The 21,129-nt window shown below is 45.7% G+C and carries 20 protein-coding genes; 7 read left to right on the top strand and 13 right to left on the bottom strand.

Annotated elements, in window-relative coordinates; genetic code table 11:
- Positions 1-107 precede the first annotated feature (107 nt).
- Both EXU85_RS34290 and EXU85_RS34285 read right to left on the bottom strand, forming a co-directional pair.
- A complete protein-coding gene (locus EXU85_RS34290) occupies positions 108-968 on the bottom strand; it encodes a pirin family protein (RefSeq protein ID WP_142776393.1) in 861 nt (286 codons plus the stop codon).
- Positions 969-1,018: 50 nt separating this feature from the next.
- Positions 1,019-1,837, bottom strand: a complete 819-nt coding sequence (locus EXU85_RS34285; protein ID WP_142776392.1) for an Fpg/Nei family DNA glycosylase — start codon at positions 1,835-1,837, stop codon at positions 1,019-1,021.
- 381 nt (positions 1,838-2,218) lie between these two features.
- Between EXU85_RS34285 and EXU85_RS34280 the strand changes: the two genes are divergently transcribed.
- On the top strand, positions 2,219-3,166 hold the full coding sequence (locus tag EXU85_RS34280; RefSeq protein ID WP_142776391.1) for a hypothetical protein: 948 nt from the start codon (positions 2,219-2,221) through the stop codon (positions 3,164-3,166).
- A gap of 71 nt (positions 3,167-3,237) precedes the next feature.
- Here the strand turns inward: EXU85_RS34280 and EXU85_RS34275 are convergent, their stop codons facing one another.
- From EXU85_RS34275 to EXU85_RS34255, 5 genes are all read right to left on the bottom strand, one after another.
- Entirely contained in the window at positions 3,238-3,675 is a 438-nt protein-coding gene (locus tag EXU85_RS34275) for a hypothetical protein (RefSeq protein ID WP_142776390.1), read from the bottom strand.
- Entirely contained in the window at positions 3,675-4,544 is an 870-nt protein-coding gene (locus EXU85_RS34270) for a transglutaminase family protein (RefSeq protein ID WP_142776389.1), read from the bottom strand. Before EXU85_RS34270 ends, EXU85_RS34275 begins: the two co-directional genes overlap by 1 nt.
- A 114-nt stretch (positions 4,545-4,658) precedes the next feature.
- Positions 4,659-6,278: an OmpA family protein gene (locus EXU85_RS34265; protein ID WP_142776388.1), complete on the bottom strand. Its 1,620-nt coding sequence runs from the start codon at positions 6,276-6,278 to the stop codon at positions 4,659-4,661.
- 104 nt (positions 6,279-6,382) lie between these two features.
- Complete coding sequence (locus tag EXU85_RS34260; RefSeq protein ID WP_142776387.1) at positions 6,383-8,677, bottom strand: ATP-dependent helicase; 2,295 nt, start codon at positions 8,675-8,677, stop codon at positions 6,383-6,385.
- Positions 8,678-8,800: 123 nt separating this feature from the next.
- Positions 8,801-9,244, bottom strand: a complete 444-nt coding sequence (locus tag EXU85_RS34255; protein WP_142776386.1) for a hypothetical protein — start codon at positions 9,242-9,244, stop codon at positions 8,801-8,803.
- A gap of 165 nt (positions 9,245-9,409) precedes the next feature.
- On the opposite strand from EXU85_RS34255, the gene EXU85_RS34250 reads away from it, so the two are divergent.
- The 3 genes from EXU85_RS34250 to EXU85_RS34240 all read left to right on the top strand — a co-directional run bounded on the left by EXU85_RS34250 (position 9,410) and on the right by EXU85_RS34240 (position 11,732).
- Positions 9,410-9,982: an RNA polymerase sigma factor gene (locus EXU85_RS34250; RefSeq protein ID WP_142776938.1), complete on the top strand. Its 573-nt coding sequence runs from the start codon at positions 9,410-9,412 to the stop codon at positions 9,980-9,982.
- 72 nt (positions 9,983-10,054) lie between these two features.
- Complete coding sequence (locus tag EXU85_RS34245) at positions 10,055-10,681, top strand: hypothetical protein (protein ID WP_142776385.1); 627 nt, start codon at positions 10,055-10,057, stop codon at positions 10,679-10,681.
- Positions 10,662-11,732: a hypothetical protein gene (locus tag EXU85_RS34240; RefSeq protein ID WP_142776384.1), complete on the top strand. Its 1,071-nt coding sequence runs from the start codon at positions 10,662-10,664 to the stop codon at positions 11,730-11,732. The genes EXU85_RS34245 and EXU85_RS34240 overlap by 20 nt, the downstream gene beginning before the upstream one ends.
- Here EXU85_RS34240 and EXU85_RS34235 read toward each other — a convergent pair.
- Together EXU85_RS34235 and tpiA are read right to left on the bottom strand one after the other, a co-directional pair.
- Positions 11,725-12,252 carry a cupin domain-containing protein gene (locus EXU85_RS34235; RefSeq protein WP_142776383.1) on the bottom strand — a complete coding sequence of 176 codons (528 nt, stop codon included), beginning with the start codon at positions 12,250-12,252 and terminating at the stop codon, positions 11,725-11,727. The genes EXU85_RS34240 and EXU85_RS34235 overlap by 8 nt on opposite strands.
- A gap of 102 nt (positions 12,253-12,354) precedes the next feature.
- A complete protein-coding gene (gene tpiA / locus EXU85_RS34230; protein ID WP_142776382.1) occupies positions 12,355-13,119 on the bottom strand; it encodes a triose-phosphate isomerase in 765 nt (254 codons plus the stop codon).
- A gap of 238 nt (positions 13,120-13,357) precedes the next feature.
- Here tpiA and EXU85_RS34225 point away from each other — a divergent pair, with 238 nt between their 5' ends.
- Complete coding sequence (locus EXU85_RS34225; RefSeq protein ID WP_142776381.1) at positions 13,358-14,620, top strand: aspartyl protease family protein; 1,263 nt, start codon at positions 13,358-13,360, stop codon at positions 14,618-14,620.
- Positions 14,621-14,715: 95 nt separating this feature from the next.
- On the opposite strand, the gene EXU85_RS34220 is transcribed toward EXU85_RS34225, so the two are convergent.
- The gene (locus EXU85_RS34220; RefSeq protein WP_142776380.1) at positions 14,716-15,750 is read right to left on the bottom strand and encodes a cell wall metabolism sensor histidine kinase WalK; all 1,035 of its coding nucleotides are present in this window, start codon (positions 15,748-15,750) and stop codon (positions 14,716-14,718) included.
- 119 nt (positions 15,751-15,869) lie between these two features.
- Positions 15,870-16,583, bottom strand: a complete 714-nt coding sequence (locus EXU85_RS34215) for a response regulator transcription factor (RefSeq protein WP_142776379.1) — start codon at positions 16,581-16,583, stop codon at positions 15,870-15,872.
- Positions 16,584-16,875: 292 nt separating this feature from the next.
- Here EXU85_RS34215 and EXU85_RS34210 point away from each other — a divergent pair, with 292 nt between their 5' ends.
- The gene (locus tag EXU85_RS34210) at positions 16,876-18,027 is read left to right on the top strand and encodes an AI-2E family transporter (RefSeq protein WP_142776378.1); all 1,152 of its coding nucleotides are present in this window, start codon (positions 16,876-16,878) and stop codon (positions 18,025-18,027) included.
- Positions 18,028-18,124: 97 nt separating this feature from the next.
- On the opposite strand, the gene EXU85_RS34205 is transcribed toward EXU85_RS34210, so the two are convergent.
- Positions 18,125-18,754 (bottom strand): LON peptidase substrate-binding domain-containing protein, encoded by a 630-nt coding sequence (locus EXU85_RS34205; RefSeq protein WP_142776377.1) that lies wholly within the window; start codon positions 18,752-18,754, stop codon positions 18,125-18,127.
- 22 nt (positions 18,755-18,776) lie between these two features.
- Positions 18,777-19,562: an isochorismatase family protein gene (locus EXU85_RS34200; RefSeq protein ID WP_142776376.1), complete on the bottom strand. Its 786-nt coding sequence runs from the start codon at positions 19,560-19,562 to the stop codon at positions 18,777-18,779.
- Positions 19,563-19,766: 204 nt separating this feature from the next.
- Between EXU85_RS34200 and EXU85_RS34195 the strand changes: the two genes are divergently transcribed.
- The gene (locus EXU85_RS34195; protein ID WP_142776375.1) at positions 19,767-21,122 is read left to right on the top strand and encodes a thioredoxin family protein; all 1,356 of its coding nucleotides are present in this window, start codon (positions 19,767-19,769) and stop codon (positions 21,120-21,122) included.
- The last annotated feature ends 7 nt before the right edge of the window (positions 21,123-21,129 follow it).

Below are 21,129 nucleotides of genomic sequence, written 5' to 3'. Positions count from 1 at the left end.
AAATGGTCATTTATCGTCATTTGCTTGCGCGTCAATACAAGTCACTTACAGGAAAAATCAATAAATGTCTATATAATGATGTGTAAGCAAATGCCAATGAGTGACCATTACTTCAAGACACCCATTTTTCCATTCTGAAAGTCTTCGAATGCTTCCAGAATTTCTTCACGAGTATTCATTACAAAAGGGCCATACACCGCTAATGGCTCCCGGATTGGCTCGCCTGCCAAAATAAGCACTTTGGCGTCTGTAGACGTTGAGAGCGTAACCGCATCGCCATCGTTATTCATAAGCGCAAGTTGTCCACGATTAATAGTCTCTCCGATAAGACTGGCAGAACCACCTAATACGTAGATCATCAATGCGTAGTCAGTGGGAATAGTGAGTGTTTCTGATTGCCCAGCGGTAAGCGTTAAATCCGCTACAACAATGGGGCTAAACGTACTGGCGGGACCTTGTAAGCCCGCTAATTCACCCGCAATGACACGTAGGTTTCCTCTGCCCGGTAATACGGATGTTGGAATTTTCGATGCTGAAATATCCTGGTAGTTCGGTAGACTCATTTTGTCTTTAGCAGGCAGATTGACCCACAATTGTACAAAATCCAACTGACCTCCCTGACGGGAAAACTCCTTCTCATGTTTTTCTTCATGAATGATTCCCGATGCGGCCGTCATCCATTGCACATCACCGGCAAAGAGTTTGCCATGATTTCCAGCCGAATCGCGATGTTCGAGGGCACCTTCATATACAATTGTTACCGTTTCAAATCCCCGGTGTGGGTGTTGATCAACACCTTTGGGTTTGTTTGATGGCTTCACCTGCATTGGACCGTGATGATCCAGAAGTAAGAAAGGATTGAACGGGCGTGATCCCTGTGGATGAAATGCATTTAATCCTATGAAGCCATCACCAACACTGTTTGGCGTGGCTGTGCGTATATCAGCAATTGTTCGTTGTGTTGACATAATTAATGTATATACATTTAATACATCAACAAGATTAGTTATTCACAAGTTCACCAAATTAGTTGTTCCTTGGGGCAGAAGAAGGTGGTACGTCCACCCACTACCGAACGTTCGATGCGGGTGCCACAGCGAGGGCAGAATTTATGAGCTTCGACATCATCGTAAGGAGAATCATCCCACTCTCGCACATGGATTAGAAAATTGTTTGGAAAATCCCGGTACGTAGCTTCATAGCGAATTGCCGTTTTGAGCACAAGGTGAATTGCTGCATGAAGTTGACTCATCTGTCTATTCGTAAGCGTATCGGCTCGTTGCTCGGGATGAATGCAAGCCTGGAATAAAACTTCATCTACAATCCAGTTACCAAGACCGGCTACAATGCTCTGATCAAGGAGGACGGGCTTTATAAGAGCTTTCTTCCGGTGTACACGTTCATTTAATTCCTCCAGGGAAATAGTAAGCCCGTCTGGACCAATTTTTTTTCGGCGTAAGAAGGCGTCTATATCATCGACCAAGCCAACTCGCTCAAACTTGCGTGGGCACAAAAAGCCAAGATTAAACCCGTTGTTGAACTCAAATACGATTCGGGCAAACCGAGGCCGATCAATCGATGAATGGTAGTATTCTAAATCACCGGTCATACCAAAGTGCATATGAACGATAACATCAGAGGTATCAGTAAACACGAACAGGTTCTTCCCAACCCGACGTGTACCGGTAAATTGCCGACCAACCAGTGTAGTTAATAGCGTACTATAATCAGTTGTGAGTAGCTTCTTATCCTCAACGTCAATGTGAGCGATTGGCTGGTGAAGAGATGAAGTTTCGAGATAGTGTCGTCTAATTTCGACCTCAGGAAGTTCTGGCATTGTTTGGGGGTTTTAACTACTAACCAACTGACGTTTGGGTTGTTATAGATCAGTTGATCGGAGCTTATGAATGGCTAAGCGTATGACGCTCTAAATGGAATATTTATTTTACGGTCTATCTTGTTGATAATCATTGGCTAGTTTTGTGGTTTCTGGTGGGTAATTAAAAAACCTTTTTTAAGTGCAATCAGTTGTGCGTTACAATAGGTTGCTGTAAGCTGGCGTTCCGATAGTATTGTTCGGAGGGCAAATTCTAATTTTCGTAGTCGAATTTCACTTTTTCGTTCAACACCGATATCGGATGTAACAACCTCTACACAACCGCGAAAGCGGCTTTTTTTACAAGTTTGTGCATGTTTAATCTTAAACTGAAAATTTGAAATGGAAAATAATTCGCCAAAGGCAAAAACAAATGGTGCTCTCCTGGCTGCCCTGATCATTATGACAGGCTTGGCTGGGGTGTCGAGTTATCTGTATTTTGATCAGAAAAAAGTTTCTGAAAATCAGGAAGTGACTATATCTGAACGGGTTGAAGAACTATCTACAACTCGTGTTAAATTGGATTCGATTTCAACGGCATTGGATGCTAAAATCGCTGAAGTACAAAAATTAGGTGGCGATGTGTCGGAATTGGAAAAAATGAAAGTGCAGTTAGAAGGTGATAAGGCAACTTTGAAAAAAGGTATCCGTATCTCAATTGCGAAATACGACGCGAAAATCAAGCAGTACGAAGCGTTCCTGGTTGAAAAAGACACGCTTATTGCTAACCTACAGCGCGAAAACGTAACGCTGGCTACCAATGTGAAAGCATTGGACGAAGAAAATACGGGCCTGAAAGTAAAAGGTCAGCAATTCCGTGATTCAGTAACCACAGTTGTGTCGCAAGTACAGTCACAAAATCAGGAACTCAGCACTAAGGTTACCCGGGCGGCAGCTCTGAAAGCGCAGAATGTAAAAGTATTTGCGGTCAATGCTAAGGGCAAAGTAAAAGACGACGATTCGTATAAAGCTAAGCGCCTGGATAAAATTAAACTGGTTTATACGCTGTTGGATAACCCACTGACGAAAGAAGAACCGAAAGACGTTTTTGTCCGGGTTCTTGACCCATCGGGTGCAGTTGTATCAGATATGGCTAATGGATCGGGTACGTTTACGGTTGACGGAAACGAAACCATTTATACGACCAAGCAGACGGTTAATTATACCAGCAACGGGCAAAACGTTGAACTGCTTTATACCCGTGGTATTCCTTACAAACCCGGTAAATACACAATAGAACTCTATTCGGAAGGGTTCCGTATTGGTTCGGGTGAATTTGCGGTTCGATAGTTGTATCAGGAATAGATCCCATAAAAAAAGCGCGATGCCCAACGGTATCGCGCTTTTTTGTGACTGACTTCTTATTTGAATCCAGCGAAATTCAGAACAGTTTGCGAATCGGTTGGCACCGTTATGCGAAGAAGTTTACCTTGCTTTTCCATCCCGTTGTTTGTAAAAACACGGTCCGTCTGTAACGTACCAATGCTCGAATCGGCAACACGTAGCTGAATACCATCTGTCTGACGCCCTAATAGGATGTGCTCAATAGACTGGCTGGATTTAGCTGGATATAGTTTCGTGTAAATTAAGGTAACGCTGCTATCTGACTCGGACTTTAACTCGGCGTAGGGTAGCTGGTTAACAGGCGTAGCTACGGAGGAAGGATCGAGGTAGAAATTGGTACGGTATGTGCCAACAACTTCGCTTGCCAGCGACGATGGGTTTGGCTGAATGTCGGCCTCATGCTGGCAGGCAGTCAGGGTACCAATCAATGAGCAGAACAGCAGTTGTTTCTTCATTAGTTTTTGTCTGTTTCCATAAGAGACCCCGACGAAGTTGAAGGAGTTGCAACCATATCACCGTTTTTTTCACTCTCTTCTACATCATTCAGGGCCGAATCGACCCATACCTTCATGTCGTTGAGCTGCATGGGGCCAAACTGTGTTGTAAAAGCCACGTCAGCTGCATCGCGCCCATAAGCCACCGTGATCCGGTTACCACGGGGTTGGGCCTGGGTAGCGTCGAACGTAAACCATCGACCATCTACATAAGCTTCAAACCAGGCATGGAGATCCATCGGATCAAGTTGATACAAATAGCCAACAACCATACGGGCCGGAATATTCAATGAACGACAGAGTGAAATGCCAAGATGTGTAAAATCGCGACAAACACCAATCCGGCTATTGGCTGTATCAATGGCTGATGTACTGGCATTGCTGGTTCCGTATTCGTACTTAATATTCTCGTGAATCCACTTTCGAATGGCTTCGGCCTGATCGTAACCAGGCTCTTTATCCGTTGTAATTTCGGCAGCCAAATTGCCTAACTGATCGGACTGACAATACCGGCTTGGTAATGTATAATGTAGTACATCATCGGGTAAATCCTCAACGGGTGTGAGGGGAGCGCCCGGTGAAACGTCAATCAGATCGGCGGTTTGAACAGTTGCCGAAAAGTGAATGGAAAACGGCCCTTCCGGAGCCACAACCCGCTGGCAGAGATTGCCATACATATCCGTAAATTCCGTCACATTCACGGCGGGGGTAATCTGATATTCTTCCCGAATAATCCACTGTCCGGCACCCGAGCGTGGACGAAGCATTAACACTAAAGGCGTTGGGTTTTGTGCCTGAAAGGATAGCTCACAGCCGGCATTGAGTTGCATATTGCTAAATAAAAGATTTAAAACGTGTTTTAGTCAATTAGAGTAACTCAAAAAACGGCGTATGGTTGACGTATTTCTTTCGCTTTACGTATAAAGATTAGCCGTACGGGGTTCTTACTTCTTTACAATTACAAACTCTACCCGACGGTTTTGCTGACGGCCGATTTCGGTATCGTTAGTTGCAACGGGTTTGGTCTCACCAAAACCTTTGCTTGCTACACGATCCGGTTCAATGCCTTTGCTGATAAAATATTCGCGAACAGCGTCGGCACGATCCTGCGAAAGCTTATTGTTGATTTCGTTAGAGCCCGTATTATCCGTATGTCCACGTACTTCAATGGTCATTTTGGGGGCCTCGTTCAGGGTATTAACCAATCGGTCAAGTTCAGGACTGGATTCAGGACGAAGCTCTGATTTGCCCGTGTCAAAGAAAATATTATTCAGACGTATGACTGCTCCTGCTAAAATAGGAATCATCTTAAGTTGCTTGCCCGTAATCTCCTGAAAGCCTTTGGGCTGGGTAAGGTCAATATTATCACCTTCTGCAATGAAGTCTTTGGCAATAGCCCGCATTGTATATTTCTGACCGTAGGGAAGCACAATTTTATACTCACCTGTGATTGGGTCAGAAGTAGCTTCACCAGCTTCGGCTCCGTCTGGTAGTGTTTGATAAATAATGCGGGCTTCAACGGGCTTACCGGTAGCCTGATCAATAACTTTCCCGCTAATGAGCGCCACTGGATCAGGGCGGATTATATCGGTTTTGTTGGCTACATCATCTCCGCCCCCTCCCAATTTGCCCGGCTGATTCGTTGGTTGGCTATCCGAGAGTTTAACGCGTACAATATCGCCTTTGCCAAGTGTATTTTTAAAGGTGGTCAGATACGCATAATCACCCGAAGCAGCCAGCGTATAATAGGCATCATACCCATCCGTATTCACTTTGGGACCCAGGTTGACTGGCTTCGACCAGTGTTTCCAGGTTTTATCGACCCGTTTGCAAACATAGATGTCGTTACTTCCCAGTCCGCCTTCGCGATTGCTCGAAAAATACAGGGTGGCGCCGTCGGGTGCCAGAAATGGGGTCGTTTCCGTGAATTTGGTATTTACTTCCGGGCCAAGATCCATGGGTTTTGTCCAGGAGCCGTCTTTCTGCCGGAAACTAACGTAGATATCGTCTTCCTTACTGTTCTTCTTCTCGCTGAATGCCATCAGTAGCACTTTCCCATCGGCAGACATAAACCCACAGTCGAATTGCCCCTTGCTCATGCTCACGTAATTTGGAATATCCATTTTCTGCGGGGGCGACCACCCGCCAGCAGTTTTCTTACTGAGCGAAAAGCCACGCGTTTCGTAGGTTCCGTTGTTGTACTGCCCTTTTATGAGCATGGAGTTCCCATCGGGCGTTATACTGTAGGCGCAGTTGTATTCGTCTTTATTTAAAGGAAAGCCCATACGCCGGGCTGGGCCCCATTTGCCACTGGCTGCATCCAGTTCAGAGTACCATATGTCCTGGCTGCCTTTAACACCGTGCGTGTTGTTGGGGTGGCTGATACGGGCAAAATAGAGGGTCTTCCCATCCGGCGAAATCATCGGATTGATCTCATTATATTCCGAATTGACCTGATTGCCGAGGTTTTCGACTTTCGTGGAGTCTTTGCCGGATTGCCCCCTGGTTTTCAACGAAATGAACAGGAAAATCAAGCTGGCGGCTAGGGCACCATTGGCATTCATACGATTATGAAAGGTGAGTGGGGATACTGTAAAAGAAGAAAACGATGAAATCAGCGTATATAGTGTGACCCTTAATAAAGGTCACACTATATACGCTGATCTATCTAAGCCACGACACGTAACTTCGCGAAACTTAGCAACAGCACCTTTTCGCCTGCTTGTTCGAATTGAATAGTGGCTTTGCGTTCCGTACCGTTTACGTCTACACTCTTAACTGTCCCGAAACCAAACTTTGCGTGTTCAACGCGCTGCCCGGAGGCAAGGTCTGCCGTACTGGTAGGAGCAAAGTCAGCCGAGGGCGTGTGGGTAACGGCTTGTTGCGGAGCCTGCCGCTGGGCGGTTTTCTGCGCTAGTGAACGGACAAAGGCCATCGAACCGGTGGACGTGCTTTCGCTGCGATCGCGCTCGGGCCGGTCAAAATCCAGCCGACTCGGTGCCGACCGTTGCTTCGACTGCTTCATGTATTTCTGATCGATTTCCAACAGAAACCGACTTGGTTCACACATCTTCAACCGGCCGTAATGATAACGGGTTTCGGCGTAGGATACGGTCAGGCGTTTTTCGGCACGTGTAATGGCTACGTAGAATAAGCGTCGTTCTTCTTCAAGATCATTCCGGCTTTCGAGCATCATTTGGCTGGGGAATAGATCTTCTTCCAGGCCAACGATATGCACATTCTTGAACTCCAGTCCCTTGGCTGCGTGAATAGTCATTAACGTTATTCGGTCGTTATCGCCGTCATCCTCTTTCTCATCGGCGGTGGTGAGTAGCGATACGGATTGCAGGAACGCGCCAAGACTCTTATCCTCATTGTCTTGATTATCAACAAACTCCTTGATCGCGTTCAATAACTCCTGCACGTTTTCGTAACGAGCTAGGCCTTCAACCGTTTTGTCATCGTAGAGTTCTTTCAGTAGGCCCGACGTTTTGGCGATGTGTGAAGCCACCTCAAACGCATCTTTCTGATCGAGCAAAAGCTTATAGCTTTTGATCAGATTGGCAAACCCCTCAATGGCGAAAGCCGACCGGCCCGCAACGTGCTTACTGATTTCGGCAACAATCTCCCAGACCGAATCCTGTTTTTCGGCAGCAATCACGCTTATTTTGGCAACGGTCGTGTCGCCGATACCGCGCTTGGGCAAGTTGATAATCCGCTTGAACGCTTCTTCATCCTGCTGATTGACCACAAAGCGTAGATAAGCAATCAGGTCTTTAATTTCCTTGCGCTGGTAAAAGGATAAGCCTCCAATAATACGATACTTAAGACTCACTTTGCGAAGGGCTTCTTCAAAGGCCCGCGACTGCGCATTGGTACGGTATAGAATCGCAAAATCATTGTTGACCAGCGATTCGTTCATCTTAGCCTCAAAGATGGCTGATGCCACCAAACGGCCTTCTTCGTTATCCGACGACGCTTTGATCACGTCAATCAGGGGGCCTTCTTCATTGGACGTGAAGACATGCTTTTCTAACTGATTTTTATTACGGGCAATAATGGAGTTTGCTGCCTGTACAATCGTATTGGTTGACCGGTAATTCTCTTCCAGCTTTACGATCTTGACGTTTTCTTTGCCATAATCGCGCTGGAAATTCAGAATGTTCTCGATGTTGGCACCCCGGAATGCGTAAATACTCTGCGCATCGTCACCAACAATACAAATATTCTGATGAACAGCTGCCAGCTTTCGCGTGATGAGATACTGGGATACGTTGGTATCCTGAAACTCATCGACCATCACGTGCTGAAATTTGTGCTGGTATTTATTCAGGATGTCTAAGTGATCGCGGAATAACACATTAGTGTTAAACAGCAGATCATCGAAATCCATGGCATTGGCCGCAAAGCACCGGAGTGCGTATTGCTTATAAATCTTGCCAATATGCGGCATCCGTGCCGACTCGTCATCGGCCTGAATCACCGAGTTATTAATGTAGTCGTCGGGACCGATAAGCCGGTTTTTAGCACCCGAAATCCGTCCGAACACACTGTTAACGCGATAGACCTTATCATCCAGCGCCATTTCTTTAATAATGCTTCGCAACAGCGACTTTGAATCGTCGGTATCGTAAATGGAGAAATTGCTGGTATAGCCAATCGCCTTGGCTTCGATGCGTAAAATCTTGGCAAACACGGAGTGGAAAGTCCCCATCCAGATATTACGGGCTTCCGTTCCCACCACTTTCTCAATCCGATTTCGCATTTCACCCGCAGCCTTGTTAGTAAAGGTTAGCGACAGAATCCGAAATGGGTCAACACCGGTTTCAATCAAATGGGCAATGCGGTAGGTCAGTACACGGGTTTTCCCCGAACCGGCACCGGCTATAATCATCAGTGGGCCATTGCCGTGCATGACGGCTTCCCGCTGGGGTTCATTTAATCCAGAAATATAATCAACCATTAGGCTCGTTCCTCTTCCTTCTATAACAAGTAAAAGTAGGAAAAAATTTGGTAGGGGAGCGCGTCAAAAATGGGTATCTTTGGGGAGATGGTGTACCGAATTAATAAAATCGCTGTAACAAACTCATTGTAACATTGGGCCCAAATCGACCCCCATCACCTCTGAAAATGATGATGCAGTAGCGGCTCCTCCATCGCCCTTACGATAACGAAGCCATTCATATGTTTTGTAATTGTAAACGAAGCCTTCAAGAAAGCCGTAATCGCCTTCTTCAATTAAGCGAATAACCTTGCGTAAATCAGTCCTAGCACTACGGTTTGTACAAACTTCAATAATGACACGAGTTTGTTCCACTTTTTCATCAAATAGGATTACGTCAGGTGCCGGATATCCCGGTCCTTCATCTAATGGGGTTTTAGGAAGTGGAATAAATGGTATTGTCTGCTTGTGATAATACAGGAGCCCTAATTCAAACGTTAATTTGCTAATGATCCGCTGATGGTCATAAGGTGAATTGGTGCCGTCATCATGAACCAGAAATGGCGGATTATATTTTTGTTCGTACATGGACAAAGGAGTAAAATTTATGTCTAATATACAGAAAAACAGCGCTTACAGCGAGCGAATGCAGAAACGCGGAAAATTTCTAAATTATTGTGCAACATCTTTAACTTTCCTGCATCTTTCTCCTGATTGCAATCTACTAGAAACGATACCGAGCCACTGAACCTGTTGGAATCGAACCGAAATGTCGGATCGCCGTATCCTGACCGTCATGCTGAATTGGTCAAACGCTGCCAGCAGGGCGAGCGCCGGGCTCAGTATGAACTTTACCAGCATTACGTAAAGGCGATGTATAACGTCTGCCTGCGGATTCTGAATCATGAAGCCGAAGCCGAAGACGTCCTGCAGGAGGCTTTTATGGATGCGTTTAGTCATATTAACTCCTTTCGGGGGCAGAGTACGTTTGGTGCCTGGCTAAAGCAGATTGTTGTGAACCGGGCTATTAACCATCTGCGCAGCCGACGGTTAGAGTTAGTAGATCTGGAGTCACACCGGTTTGGCGAAGATGATGGCCCCGACTTTGCCGACACGGAGCCTTATGACGAAGACGGTGTTCAGTTAGAAGTAGAGCGGGTCCGGCGAGCCATGCAACTGCTGCCAGAAGGCTATCGGGTTGTGTTATCACTGTATTTGTTTGAAGGCTATGATCATGAAGAAATTGGTAACGTATTGAACATTAGCGAAACCACATCGAGAACACAATATTTACGAGGGAAAAAACGATTACTAGAATTACTATAAAAGCCTGTTACTACTGGAACAGGCCAATGAGTACCCAAAAGAACGACAACCCCGAAGGAAGTCGATGCTGATATGAAAAAGGATAAACTTGAACGCTTTGTACGGGATAACCACGAAGCCTTTGATGACAAAGAACCCTCGCTGGATCTTTGGAAAAGGATAGAAGCGGGCCTTGACAAATCCAGTCTGGACAAACCAGAACCTGAGCAGGCAGGCCTGAATATCGCTTCGCCGTTTTTACAGGTTCATAACAACCGGCCTTTGAATGGGGGGAGGCAAATAGGCTGGCCTACGCTGGATTGGCGTGTAGCTGCTTCCATTGCGGTATTGTTGTTAGCAGGTTGCTTTCTATACATGAACCAGCAATATGGCGTTACGCATCAGCCAGCTATTGTAGCTGCTAGTCCGACTTATGCCAAAGAAGTGGTGCAATACACCCGGCTAATTGACGATAAACGCGCTGAACTGAAACATATGACGGAAGGTAATCCGGCTTTGTATCAGGAATTCGCGACCGACCTTGATCGGCTGGAAAAATCATACCAGTCGCTGAAAGCGGATTTTCCCCAAAATCCGAATCAGGAAGTGTTGATTCAGGCTATGATTCAGAATCTACAACTCCAGATTAATCTGCTTAATGAACAGTTGCGTGTTATTCAGCGCATTAAACAACAAACCAATGAAGCGAGTCCTGTATAGTGTTTTGATCTGCCTTGGCCCTATCTTCTCCTGGGCCGGGGAACCGATTGACGTCGGGGTGAATGAAAGTACCGTTGAAAAGAAGAAGACGATTATCAAACTATTTGATGTAGATAGTAAGGATCAACTGGTCGTTGACAATCAATTTGGCGAAGTCAAGATTGGACTTTGGGATAAAAGTGAAATCCGGGTCCAGATCACGATTCTGGCTAATTCGGACTCTGACGAACGGGTGCAGAGGTTTTTAGATGCTGTATCTATTGAAGAAAAACGAACCGGTGATCAGATTCTCGTTCGCACCCATTTCAGCCAGAATACGGTCTCAAACTGGAGTTTGGGGAAATGGAAAGATAATGGCGATCGCAATTACGTCAAGATTAATTATGACGTAATGATGCCCAAACAGAATGCGTTGACCGTTCGAAATAAGTTTGGTAACACAAATATTCCTGCGTTTCAGGCTCCATTAACTATTTATAGCCGATACGGTAATTTTAGTGCTGAGGAGCTGACTGGCCGCCAGATTGATATAGATGTAGCTTACGGCAAAGCAGACATCGGAAATTTCGGGCAGGGGAAAGTAGATATGGCCTATGGAAACCTCGAACTTTCGCGGGCAAATGTGCTGGTATTGACCAATAAGTTTGGGAAGATGAACATCGGGGATGTAGGTAAGTTAGATGCCGATATTAATTATTCAGGTGCCAAAATCGGTACACTTCGCGAGTCTGGAAAAATAAAAGTCGAATTTTCGGGGGGCTTTCGTATCGATCAGCTCCTGAAAACCGCCGATAACGTTGATATCCAGGCCGCGTATTCGTCAGTAGCTCTGCCAATGGACCATAATAACGACTGCGACTTCAATGTGACTGTTAGTTATGGCAACTTTAATTATGATTCGGGGTCAACGATGCATTTTAAAAGTCAGCCAACTGATAGTGACAACCACCGTGGGCCGCGATTAACGAAGCAGTATATTGGCACAGTAGGGAGTGGTTCCGGCACTAAAGTACGGGTAGTCTCTAAATTCGGGAACGTGAATTTTAGGTAGTTAGCAGCTCGATTACTGCCCGGTGTTGAGGAAATTCTTCCAGTAACGTGGCCCGATTAGCGATCTCAAAATCATTGAAATCGAATCCTGGCGCTACGGTACAGCCAACTAAGGAAAAACCGGCTGCATTGACGGCCATATTCGTAACAGTCGTATCCACAATGGGCTTTGATCCAAACCAGTGCCCAGCCGGGACAACAGCCTGAAACACCTCGCCCTGATCTGGGCGGTTTCCCAGGCGAATTACGCTCAACGATCCAGTTGGCGAAATAACGAAAATTTCCAGCGGTCCACCCGTATAGAAATGCCAGACCTCGTCGGCCTGGATACGATGCAGGGTTGACATATGATGACTTTCGAGCAGAAAGTATATAGCTGTGCTGTACGACCGATCTCCACCGAATCGACCGGGTAAAGCCGTATGCGGAATTACGTCGGCAGAACGGTACGTTTCTGCGAAATAGCCACCTTCGGGATGAGGTAGCATGTTGAAAGCCTGGACGTAGTAAGCAGCGGTCATACTTAATGTTGAGTGGGTGAAGTAAGTGTAGTGAGTGAAAGAGGTGGAGTGAGTACACTGCCTCCCCTTACTTCACTCACTATACTTACTTCACCCATTGACTTATTGAGCTGCTTTCACAACGGTTAGAAAATCAGCTGCTTTGAGTGATGCACCGCCAATCAGGCCACCATCTACATCAGGGCGAGCGAAGAGTTCAGCCGCATTTTGGGCATTGGCACTGCCACCGTATAAGATTGATGTATCCTGAGCCACTGTATCGCCGTATTGTCCGGCAATGTGCTGGCGTAACTCAAAGTGCATATCCTGTGCCTGTGCTGAGGATGCTGTTAGTCCAGTACCGATAGCCCAGATAGGTTCATAGGCAATAACCACTTTGCCAAATGATTCGGCCGATAGGTGGAACAGGCTTTCCGTAATTTGATCTTTTACAAAACCAATGTAATCGCCGTTTTCGCGGAGATCACGTGATTCGCCACAGCAGAAAATAGGTACCAGACCGTATTGAAGTGCGCTATTTACTTTCTCGGCCAGTTGGGCGTTGGTTTCTCCAAAATATTGACGTCGTTCGCTATGACCCAGAATCACGTAGTTAACGCCAATCGACTGGAGCATTGGGGCCGAAATTTCACCCGTATAAGCGCCCGATGCTTTTTCATGGCAGTTCTGTGCGCCAATCGAAACCTTGCCGCCAGCCGTTACAGCTTGTTGCGCTGTAGCCAGATAAAGTGAAGGAGGGCATAATACAACCGTTACATCACCCGTAACCTCCTCTTTAACCATATTGATAACCTCCGATAGCAGGGCCTGAGCTTCGTCGGCTGTTTTATTCATTTTCCAGTTTCCGGCAACAATTTTCTTCCGCATAATAAATTAGTAAGGTGTTCAAAATCAGTTTTCTGAATCAAACGAACGGGCCATTTGTTCGGTAATCCCGGCGAAATTAGGGGTTTTAAACCGAACGTGTTCTTCATCACGCGGCCTAAATTTTGTAGAACCCCTTATATGCTTGTTTTACCATTTATAACCGCCATAAACCAATCAATAAGTTATTGTGTTATTCGGATAAAAAAATGCGTAATTTTAATGTAATAAATAAATCTACATGAAAACGCTGATACTAGCCTTTGGACTACTACTGTCCTCCCTGGCTGCGCGAGGAGATGATCCTCAGCGCACGCCTGATAAGGATAGATACGGTTTTTTTATTGCCGGGAATCGTACCTGGACCCGCATTCCATTTCAACTTCACTCGAATCTGATCATTGTACCCGTTCGTATCAATGAGTCAGATACGTTGTACTTCATTTTGGATACGGGGGTTAGCAACACCATTATCACCGACCCTGACGCTCTACAGAAGAAACCACTTACGCTGACTCGAAAAGTCAAAATCAGTGGGGCGGGTGAAGGGGGTAGCCTATCGGCATCCATTGCGATCAATAACAGCCTGACAATGGGTGGTTTGAAGGCCGCACATCATAACCTGGTTATTTTAGATGAAGACATACTCAAACTGTCAGAGTATGTCGGGACACCGGTTCACGGAATCTTTGGGTACGAGATTTTTGCCAACTTCGTTGTCAATGTTGATTTTCAACGGCGCGAGCTTCTGATTATGAAGCCCGATAAATATAAATACCGCAAACATAAAGGCGACCGCTATCCCATCACCATTCAGGATACAAAGGCGTATACAGATGCCTTATCTGTATACGATGGTACAAAGTCACTACCGCTGCGGGTTGTTTTAGATACTGGGGCAGGTCATGCGCTTTTACTTGATCGATCACGCAGTACGGCTTCGATGCCTATTCCCGAAAAGAATATTCGTGCTCAATTAGGACGAGGCCTGAATGGGGTCATCAACGGCTCACTAGGTCGGATTCAGAAAATCCGGTTTGGACGGTATGAGATGGATAACATTCTGGCCTCTTTTCCGGATAGCTTAGGATTTGGCATGAAGCTGGTGAATATGCCTGAACGTCAGGGTAATGTAGGCTGTGAATTACTACGTCGGTTCAATGTTACGTTCAATTACCCTGATCAGTACATTGTTATGAAGCCCATCAAACGGCTTATGCGCGAGAGCTTTGAACACGATATGAGCGGCATGGAGCTTCGGGCCAAGGGGGATAGTTTCCGAAATTACTACGTAGATAAAATCCTTTCCGGCTCACCAGCAGCTATGGCTGGCCTGGTAGAAGGAGATGAAGTGCTATTTGTCAATAATAACTCGTCGAAAGATTTATCAATCAGTGACATCTACAAAATTCTCCAGAAAGGTGAAGGAAAAGAAGTGTCACTACTGGTACGCCGAAATGGCCAGATAATAATAACCCACTTTTTCCTCAAACGGCTGATTTAGGGAAAGTGGAGTTGGTGAAGTAATCAGAGTAGGTGTACCGGTATGCTATAAATGGATCTACTGCACGTACGTTGACTACTTCACTTCGTTTAACATCATTCCATCCGCTCCAGCTTGAAGCGAAAGGTCGTGCCTTTCTCTACTTTGCTCATTACGGTGATCTTGGCTTTGTGGGCATTTAAAATGTGTTTCACAATGGCTAACCCCAGACCCGTACCACCCCGGTCTTTAGAACGACTCTTTTCGACGCGATAAAACCGCTCAAAAATTCGACTCAGGTGCTCTGGCGGAATACCGGGCCCATTGTCCCGAACGGATATCAGAATGTGCTTTTTGTCTTCTTCAAGATTCACAACAACCCGACCGTTCTCATTGCCATATTTCACCGCATTCTCAATCAAATTGGTCATCACCTGCATAATGCGTTGCGGATCCGCTTTCACCCATACAGGGCCGGGTTGGGTTGTTCGTAGGGTGAGCGATGCTTTTTTTGCCTGAGCAATTGTTTCTAACTGGTCAAAAACTTCCTGGGTAACATGAGCAAGGTCAATTCGGCTAAAACTCATTTTTACTTCGCCAGTTTCCAGTTGCGAAAGAACAACCAGATCTTTGACAAGTGCATCGAGTCCATCGAGACTTTTGGCGGCTTTTGAGAGAAACTTATCCCGAACGTTCTCATCGTCAACCGCCCCGTCAATGAGTGTGTGAATAAAGCCCTGAGCCGCAAAAATGGGTGTTTTTAGCTCGTGCGAGACGTCTGCCAGAAACTCCCGGCGAAATTGTTCCAATCGCTTCAATTCGTCAATCTCCCGTTGTTTCCGGGCGACATACACAAAGATTTCGTCGTTTAATTTTTTGAATGGATTATTGTTTTTAATAATTGATTTTCGGGAGATGCTGAAGTCACGGATTTTAAGCTGGTGAATCGTTTTGTACATCTTATTGACTTCCCGAAACACGAGTAGCTCAATGGCATAAAGCACCAGAAAAAACGAGATAGCGAATGACGAAAGCCCCACGACAAACAGCATCGTGTTTGTAACTCCTTCAACAAATGTCAGGAAGGCCAGCGTTAGTGCTGAAATCAGGCAAGCCAGCAAAAGCGCAATGATGCGGGGACTTAGAGACATGTAGGGTTAAGTAGTGGAGTGAGTGCAGTAGGTGTAGTGGGGCCGGCCGCCAGCTATTTTGTAACACTCGTAACATGACAAAATTAACTCACTGCTCTCACTCCACCTAGTTCATCGATTCAACCAATTTCTGGCTGATCGGTAAACATATAGCCTACACCCTTAAGCGTTCGGATGTGAGTGTCGCCAATTTTTTCGCGCAGTTTTCGGATGTGTACGTCTACCGTACGTTCGAGCACGTAAATGTCGGCCCCCCAGATTTTTTGAAGCAATTCTTCCCGGCTACAGACTTTATTAGGGTGCTGTGCCAGAAAAAACAGTAGCTCAAACTCTTTCTTTGGTAAAATGATTGACTTGTCGTTCTGGCTAACTGAATAATTCTTCCGGTTAATTAGCAGGTCGGCAATGGTAATTTGTTCGCCTGGGTCTGCCTTCTGTGCTTCACGCCGAAACAGGGCGTTAATCCGGCTCATCAGAGCGCGAGGCTTAATCGGTTTTGTAATATAATCGTCGGCACCTACGTCAAAAGCGGCAACTTCGGAGTATTCTTCCGAACGAGCGGTCAGGTAGAGAATATACGTTTGGCGCAATTCAGCGATATCGCGTAGTTGCCGCCCTGTTTCAATGCCATCCAGATGAGGCATCATAATATCGAGCAGTACGAGTTCAGGCAGGTACGTTTTCGCAATGTCGATGGCTTTCCGTCCATCGGTTGCTGTACGAACCTCGTACCCCTCTTTGTTGAGGTTATATTCGAGCATCTCAACGATGTCGGCGTCGTCGTCTACGACTAAAACGCGGTGCAGGGGTTGAGCAGCTTTAGCGGCACTCATACGAAGTGAGAGTTGGTGAGTATGACCTACGTTAGTAGATTGCCGTACCATCGGCAGCCCGAAGTTACGTGGCTTATCCTCAACGTTACCAATGCTAAACGCATCCTTAACAAAAACTTAACAGCTTCGTCACAAATACGTTGCTTTATTTCTAATTGAGAATGAGATTACTAATCTCACTAAAGAATGTTAATTACCCAAACTAAAGCCTAGGGTAGATGGTTGGCTAGGTAGGGAATCTAACCGAATGCTACCAATAACAATAAGCCATCGTCGGTTATTACCTGCCACTATGAATAATCGCTTTCCGGAGGTTCAATTACCTTCCTATGCAAAACTTGCCTGCGTACTGCTTTCATTAGTTATTATCGTTTATGGCCTTCATGTGCTGGAGGGGCTGCTTATTCCTCTGGTATTTGCCATTTTATTTGCTGTCCTGCTATTTCCGCTGGTGCAAAGGTTCGAAAACTGGAAAGTACCACGGGTACTAGCAATTGTCCTCTGCTTATTATTATCCCTGGCTATACTAACAGGTTTGTTCTATGGCATTTCAGTACAGATCAGCAGCTTTGCTGAAGTTCTTCCCAAATTCGCTCAACGAGGTAATGAATACATCGACAGTATACAAACCTTTGCCGATAAACGCTTAAATATAAATCGACAGCGTCAGGTAACTGAAGTAAAAAAATACCTCAGTCAGGGCCTGGCAGAAGGCGGCACTATCCTGACCTCAACCCTATTGGCTACAACCAACATCATTACCAATCTATTTCTGGTGTTAATTTTTTCCTTCTTCTTTTTGCTCTATCGCGATTTCTTCCGGTCGTTCTTTTATAAAGCCTTCAGTGATTTACGCCGGTCCAAGATTGATAGTGTAATGAAAGGAATTTACGAAGTCGTAAAAGATTATCTGGCGGGTCTGGTGCTGGTTATTCTGATCATTGGTACCCTCATGACCGTTGGCCTGCTCATTCTAGGGGTGGACTATGCTATTTTCTTCGGATTCTTCGGAGCCTGTTTAGTATTGATTCCCTACTTTGGTCTTTCTATGGGCTCTTTATTACCCGCTGCCTACACCTTAGTTACGCAGGACAATCCACTCAAAGCATTGGGTGTAATTGGTGTTTTTCTGTTCGTACAAACGCTGGAAGGTAACTTTATTACCCCCTACATTATTGGCTCTAAAGTCAGTATTAATCCGTTGGCAGCCATTGTAGTCCTCATTTTGTGGGAAAACATCTGGGGTCTTCCCGGCTTGGTTTTAGCCCTACCATTAACCGCGATTCTAAAAGTTATTTTCGATGAGGTTGACTCACTCAAACCCTACGGATTTCTAATCGGCGAAGCTGAAAAACCACGCCCGCCAATAAAAAATTTACAGGAACTTGCTGAACAGCTACCGAAACGAGCCAAGAAAATCGGGAAAATTGAAGAGAAGAATTAAGTTAGTGAAATTGGTGGAGTAGGTCTAGTAAGTGGAGTAGGTAAAGTGAATTGCACATACAGGACCTCTACACTCACTTCACCTACTCCACTAATCCCTAAAAATTTAGCGGGTCAAGATTTTTGAAATGGCCGTTCATGCGGATACGCTGTTTTGTGCGCTCCATATCCGATACTACGGGCAATACGGTATTTAGGTGCTGGATCAGAAAAAGCTGACGTTCAGCTTCGGTTTCCAGAGTAAGTAGTTCATATTCCTGCTCTACCGATAGCCCAACCTTATGGGCAACTTTATACGATAGGTTTTCTACTGTCGATTTATAGTCTGTTTCAATTTGTAGTAGTCCATATAATCGCTCCAGTCGCTCGGCCAGGGCCGTCGCGTGTGCACTGTACCCGTCGCCGGGTTCAACTAATTCCACCTCACCACCAGCGTAAAGCTTTCCGGGTACCGGGTTCTCAAAATTCACTAATCGAAAAACACCCAGCCCCTTTGATTTAATGTCCATTCGCCCATCGGGGTAGCGTTTATGCAGCGTTGTCACGTGCATCTCGGTACCATAACCGGGAAGTTTATTATTAATAAAGGCTGGAATGCCAAATGTGCGTTCTTCCTCCAGGCACTCATTGATAAGCTGGCGATAGCGCGGTTCAAAAATATGAAGATTCAGATCCTCGCCAGGATAAACAATCAGGTTGAGAGGAAATAGGGAGAGCGTCTTTTCCATAACGCCGAAAAGGTACGAGTTTTTAGTTGAAAACCCCGCCTGATTCCACAAAACGGACGTTTCGGGCCTGGGCCTCGGCGTAAATGGAGTCGGCCAGATAGCCTAACCCTGTAACATCCGACATACAATCAGTCACGACAACCAGTTTCGGAACAAGTTCGGGTGCAAAATCCAGCAACTGTTTGAGGCTATTTGCCACACAGTGAGATTTAGCTTCTCCCATTAGGTAAACGTTATCAAAGCGCACCAAATCGGCAATAAGAGCCGTATTGAGTTGAGTTTCAGGAATCGCTGGATCGGGCACCTGCGCCCGAAAAATACCGAAGTGTTCTGATAAAGGGTACAACCCTTTCTGTACGGCTACATAATCGAGGTCTCGCTGGCTTGACCAGCCCTTCAGTGCATCAAATAGACTATCATGCAAGGCTGCTCCACGAGAGCCAACCAAACAGTGTTCAGGCCAGATGAAATGAGTAAACTGTCCGTCGGCTTCGAGGTCATGAACGTACTGTTTTGCTTTCTCAGTCGAAAAACGTGCTATCCATCGACCTGCATCAATATCGGCGCCAGTGATTTGCGTAAATGGCGCTGGGTGCTTGCCTGAGTAATCCTGCCAGAATAAGGGATGCGCAATGTCTAGCACATGATGTGTATCGAGCGTAACAACAATATGGTCAATCTGATCGGCGTGTTGCTTAATGAGGGTTGCTATTCGATCAACGTCCTGCTCGGCACCTGGCACAAACAAGGCACCATCTGGATCACAGAAATCGTATTGGGCATCAATTATCAGAAAGGCGTTTGTCATAATGAATAGAGAAGAAATACACTAAAGCCGATAAACAAAGAAACACTGTTTAAAGGACCTAGTATTAGCTAATTGATGCGTTTTATATCGCACTTATTAATATATTCTAAAGATGATTAACTTGTAATTGTGTTGTTTGGATTGTTGATTTGTAGACCATGTTTCCATGCATACACTCAACTCTCGCTCCATACCATACATCGTATGAAATTACGCTATCCATTCCTGCTTTTGTTTGCATTGATACCTCAGCTTTTATCGGCACAAGGCATTGTTTTTGAAAAAGGTAGTTGGGACGATGCCTTAAAGAAAGCAAAAAAAGAGAAGAAACTGCTGTTCCTGCATTTCGACAGGCCGAGTTGTGGGGCCTGTACCGACGTTGCATCTACGGCATTTACCAGTCCACTCGTGCGGGAGAAATTCGCGATGCATTTTATTAGTTTTCGAACCGATGGAACAACCGGGATTGGTAAAGAGCTTGCCGAAAAATTAGACGTTGAGTGTATACCATCATCGCTATTTATGGATGCCGATGAAAACCCGCTTGTCCGCTATTGTGGTAGTACCAGTTTTGACCGGCTTTATCTGGAAAAAGCGGAAGAGGCCCTTACAAAGAACAAAGAACAGCCGTTAAAATCGTTGACGGAAGCGTATGCCCAAGGCGAACGCTCCCCCCAATTCATGCGAACGTACATTGATCGCTTACGCGAAATGGGTTTATCGACAAACGAGCCGTTAGATGCGTACCTTATGAGTCTACCCGCTGATTCTCTACAGTCTGGCCAGGTGCTTCGGTTTATTTTTGAACAAGGACCTGTAGTAGATAGTAAAGCTGATTTTGTATTCAGACGTAATTACGCCAAAACGGATAGCCTTTATAAAGCCGTTGGCTGGAACAAAGCCGTTGAGCTAAATAATCGCATTGTCAATAACTCACTTCGGAAGGCAATCAAAGAAAAGAATGTATCCTTGGCTGAGCGGACGGCCATATTCCGGCAACGAACGTACCAGAACGATACCAAAAATGGACTAGCAGCCCGAGAGTGGGTTATGATGCGCTATTATCGAGGCATTCAGGACACGCTTCGATACCTGAGGCTGGCATCAGACTATTATGACAAGCAGTTTATGACGGCCCGGGTTGACTCTGTTCAGAAACTAGACGAGCTAGATCACCAGCGTCGGATGCGGGGTGAATTCACTCAGCCTACTGGAGCTGTTACTAAGGCTCCGCTTAACGGTCAGGTAATTACGACGATGGCCTTTCCTAATACGCAACGGTTTGTAAGTGCACTGAACCAGGCCGCCTGGGATTTTCAGGAGCTAACGCGTGACTCGGTCTATCTTAACAAAGCGCTAACCTGGTCAAAGCGTACGCTGGAGTATCGGGAAGATGGAAGCCTGATGGATACCTATGCGCATATTCTGTACTGGCTTGGGCGAAAAGAAGAGGCTTTGGAATGGCAAACAAAAGCCGTTAAAAAAGAAAAGGATAGAGGTACACCAATGTCTGCTTCGCTGGAGGCAACACTGAACAAAATGAAAAATGGCACGCTGTAGGGTAGCC

The organism is Spirosoma sp. KCTC 42546 (assembly GCF_006965485.1).
Taxonomy (GTDB): Bacteria; Bacteroidota; Bacteroidia; order Cytophagales; family Spirosomataceae; genus Spirosoma.
This window is presented reverse-complemented; position numbering and strand designations above follow the sequence as displayed.

What these genes read in the sequence shown, in the direction of transcription:
- EXU85_RS34290 (WP_142776393.1), bottom strand. Translation starts at nt 968, where the DNA reads ATGTCAACACAACGAACAATTGCTGATATACGCACAGCCACGCCAAAC.
- EXU85_RS34285 (WP_142776392.1), bottom strand. Translation starts at nt 1,837, where the DNA reads ATGCCAGAACTTCCTGAGGTCGAAATTAGACGACACTATCTCGAAACT.
- EXU85_RS34280 (WP_142776391.1), top strand. Translation starts at nt 2,219, where the DNA reads ATGGAAAATAATTCGCCAAAGGCAAAAACAAATGGTGCTCTCCTGGCT.
- EXU85_RS34275 (WP_142776390.1), bottom strand. Translation starts at nt 3,675, where the DNA reads ATGAAGAAACAACTGCTGTTCTGCTCATTGATTGGTACCCTGACTGCC.
- EXU85_RS34270 (WP_142776389.1), bottom strand. Translation starts at nt 4,544, where the DNA reads ATGCAACTCAATGCCGGCTGTGAGCTATCCTTTCAGGCACAAAACCCA.
- EXU85_RS34265 (WP_142776388.1), bottom strand. Translation starts at nt 6,278, where the DNA reads ATGAATGCCAATGGTGCCCTAGCCGCCAGCTTGATTTTCCTGTTCATT.
- EXU85_RS34260 (WP_142776387.1), bottom strand. Translation starts at nt 8,677, where the DNA reads ATGGTTGATTATATTTCTGGATTAAATGAACCCCAGCGGGAAGCCGTC.
- EXU85_RS34255 (WP_142776386.1), bottom strand. Translation starts at nt 9,244, where the DNA reads ATGTACGAACAAAAATATAATCCGCCATTTCTGGTTCATGATGACGGC.
- EXU85_RS34245 (WP_142776385.1), top strand. Translation starts at nt 10,055, where the DNA reads ATGAAAAAGGATAAACTTGAACGCTTTGTACGGGATAACCACGAAGCC.
- EXU85_RS34240 (WP_142776384.1), top strand. Translation starts at nt 10,662, where the DNA reads ATGAAGCGAGTCCTGTATAGTGTTTTGATCTGCCTTGGCCCTATCTTC.
- EXU85_RS34235 (WP_142776383.1), bottom strand. Translation starts at nt 12,252, where the DNA reads ATGACCGCTGCTTACTACGTCCAGGCTTTCAACATGCTACCTCATCCC.
- tpiA (WP_142776382.1), bottom strand. Translation starts at nt 13,119, where the DNA reads ATGCGGAAGAAAATTGTTGCCGGAAACTGGAAAATGAATAAAACAGCC.
- EXU85_RS34225 (WP_142776381.1), top strand. Translation starts at nt 13,358, where the DNA reads ATGAAAACGCTGATACTAGCCTTTGGACTACTACTGTCCTCCCTGGCT.
- EXU85_RS34220 (WP_142776380.1), bottom strand. Translation starts at nt 15,750, where the DNA reads ATGTCTCTAAGTCCCCGCATCATTGCGCTTTTGCTGGCTTGCCTGATT.
- EXU85_RS34215 (WP_142776379.1), bottom strand. Translation starts at nt 16,583, where the DNA reads ATGAGTGCCGCTAAAGCTGCTCAACCCCTGCACCGCGTTTTAGTCGTA.
- EXU85_RS34210 (WP_142776378.1), top strand. Translation starts at nt 16,876, where the DNA reads ATGAATAATCGCTTTCCGGAGGTTCAATTACCTTCCTATGCAAAACTT.
- EXU85_RS34205 (WP_142776377.1), bottom strand. Translation starts at nt 18,754, where the DNA reads ATGGAAAAGACGCTCTCCCTATTTCCTCTCAACCTGATTGTTTATCCT.
- EXU85_RS34200 (WP_142776376.1), bottom strand. Translation starts at nt 19,562, where the DNA reads ATGACAAACGCCTTTCTGATAATTGATGCCCAATACGATTTCTGTGAT.
- EXU85_RS34195 (WP_142776375.1), top strand. Translation starts at nt 19,767, where the DNA reads ATGAAATTACGCTATCCATTCCTGCTTTTGTTTGCATTGATACCTCAG.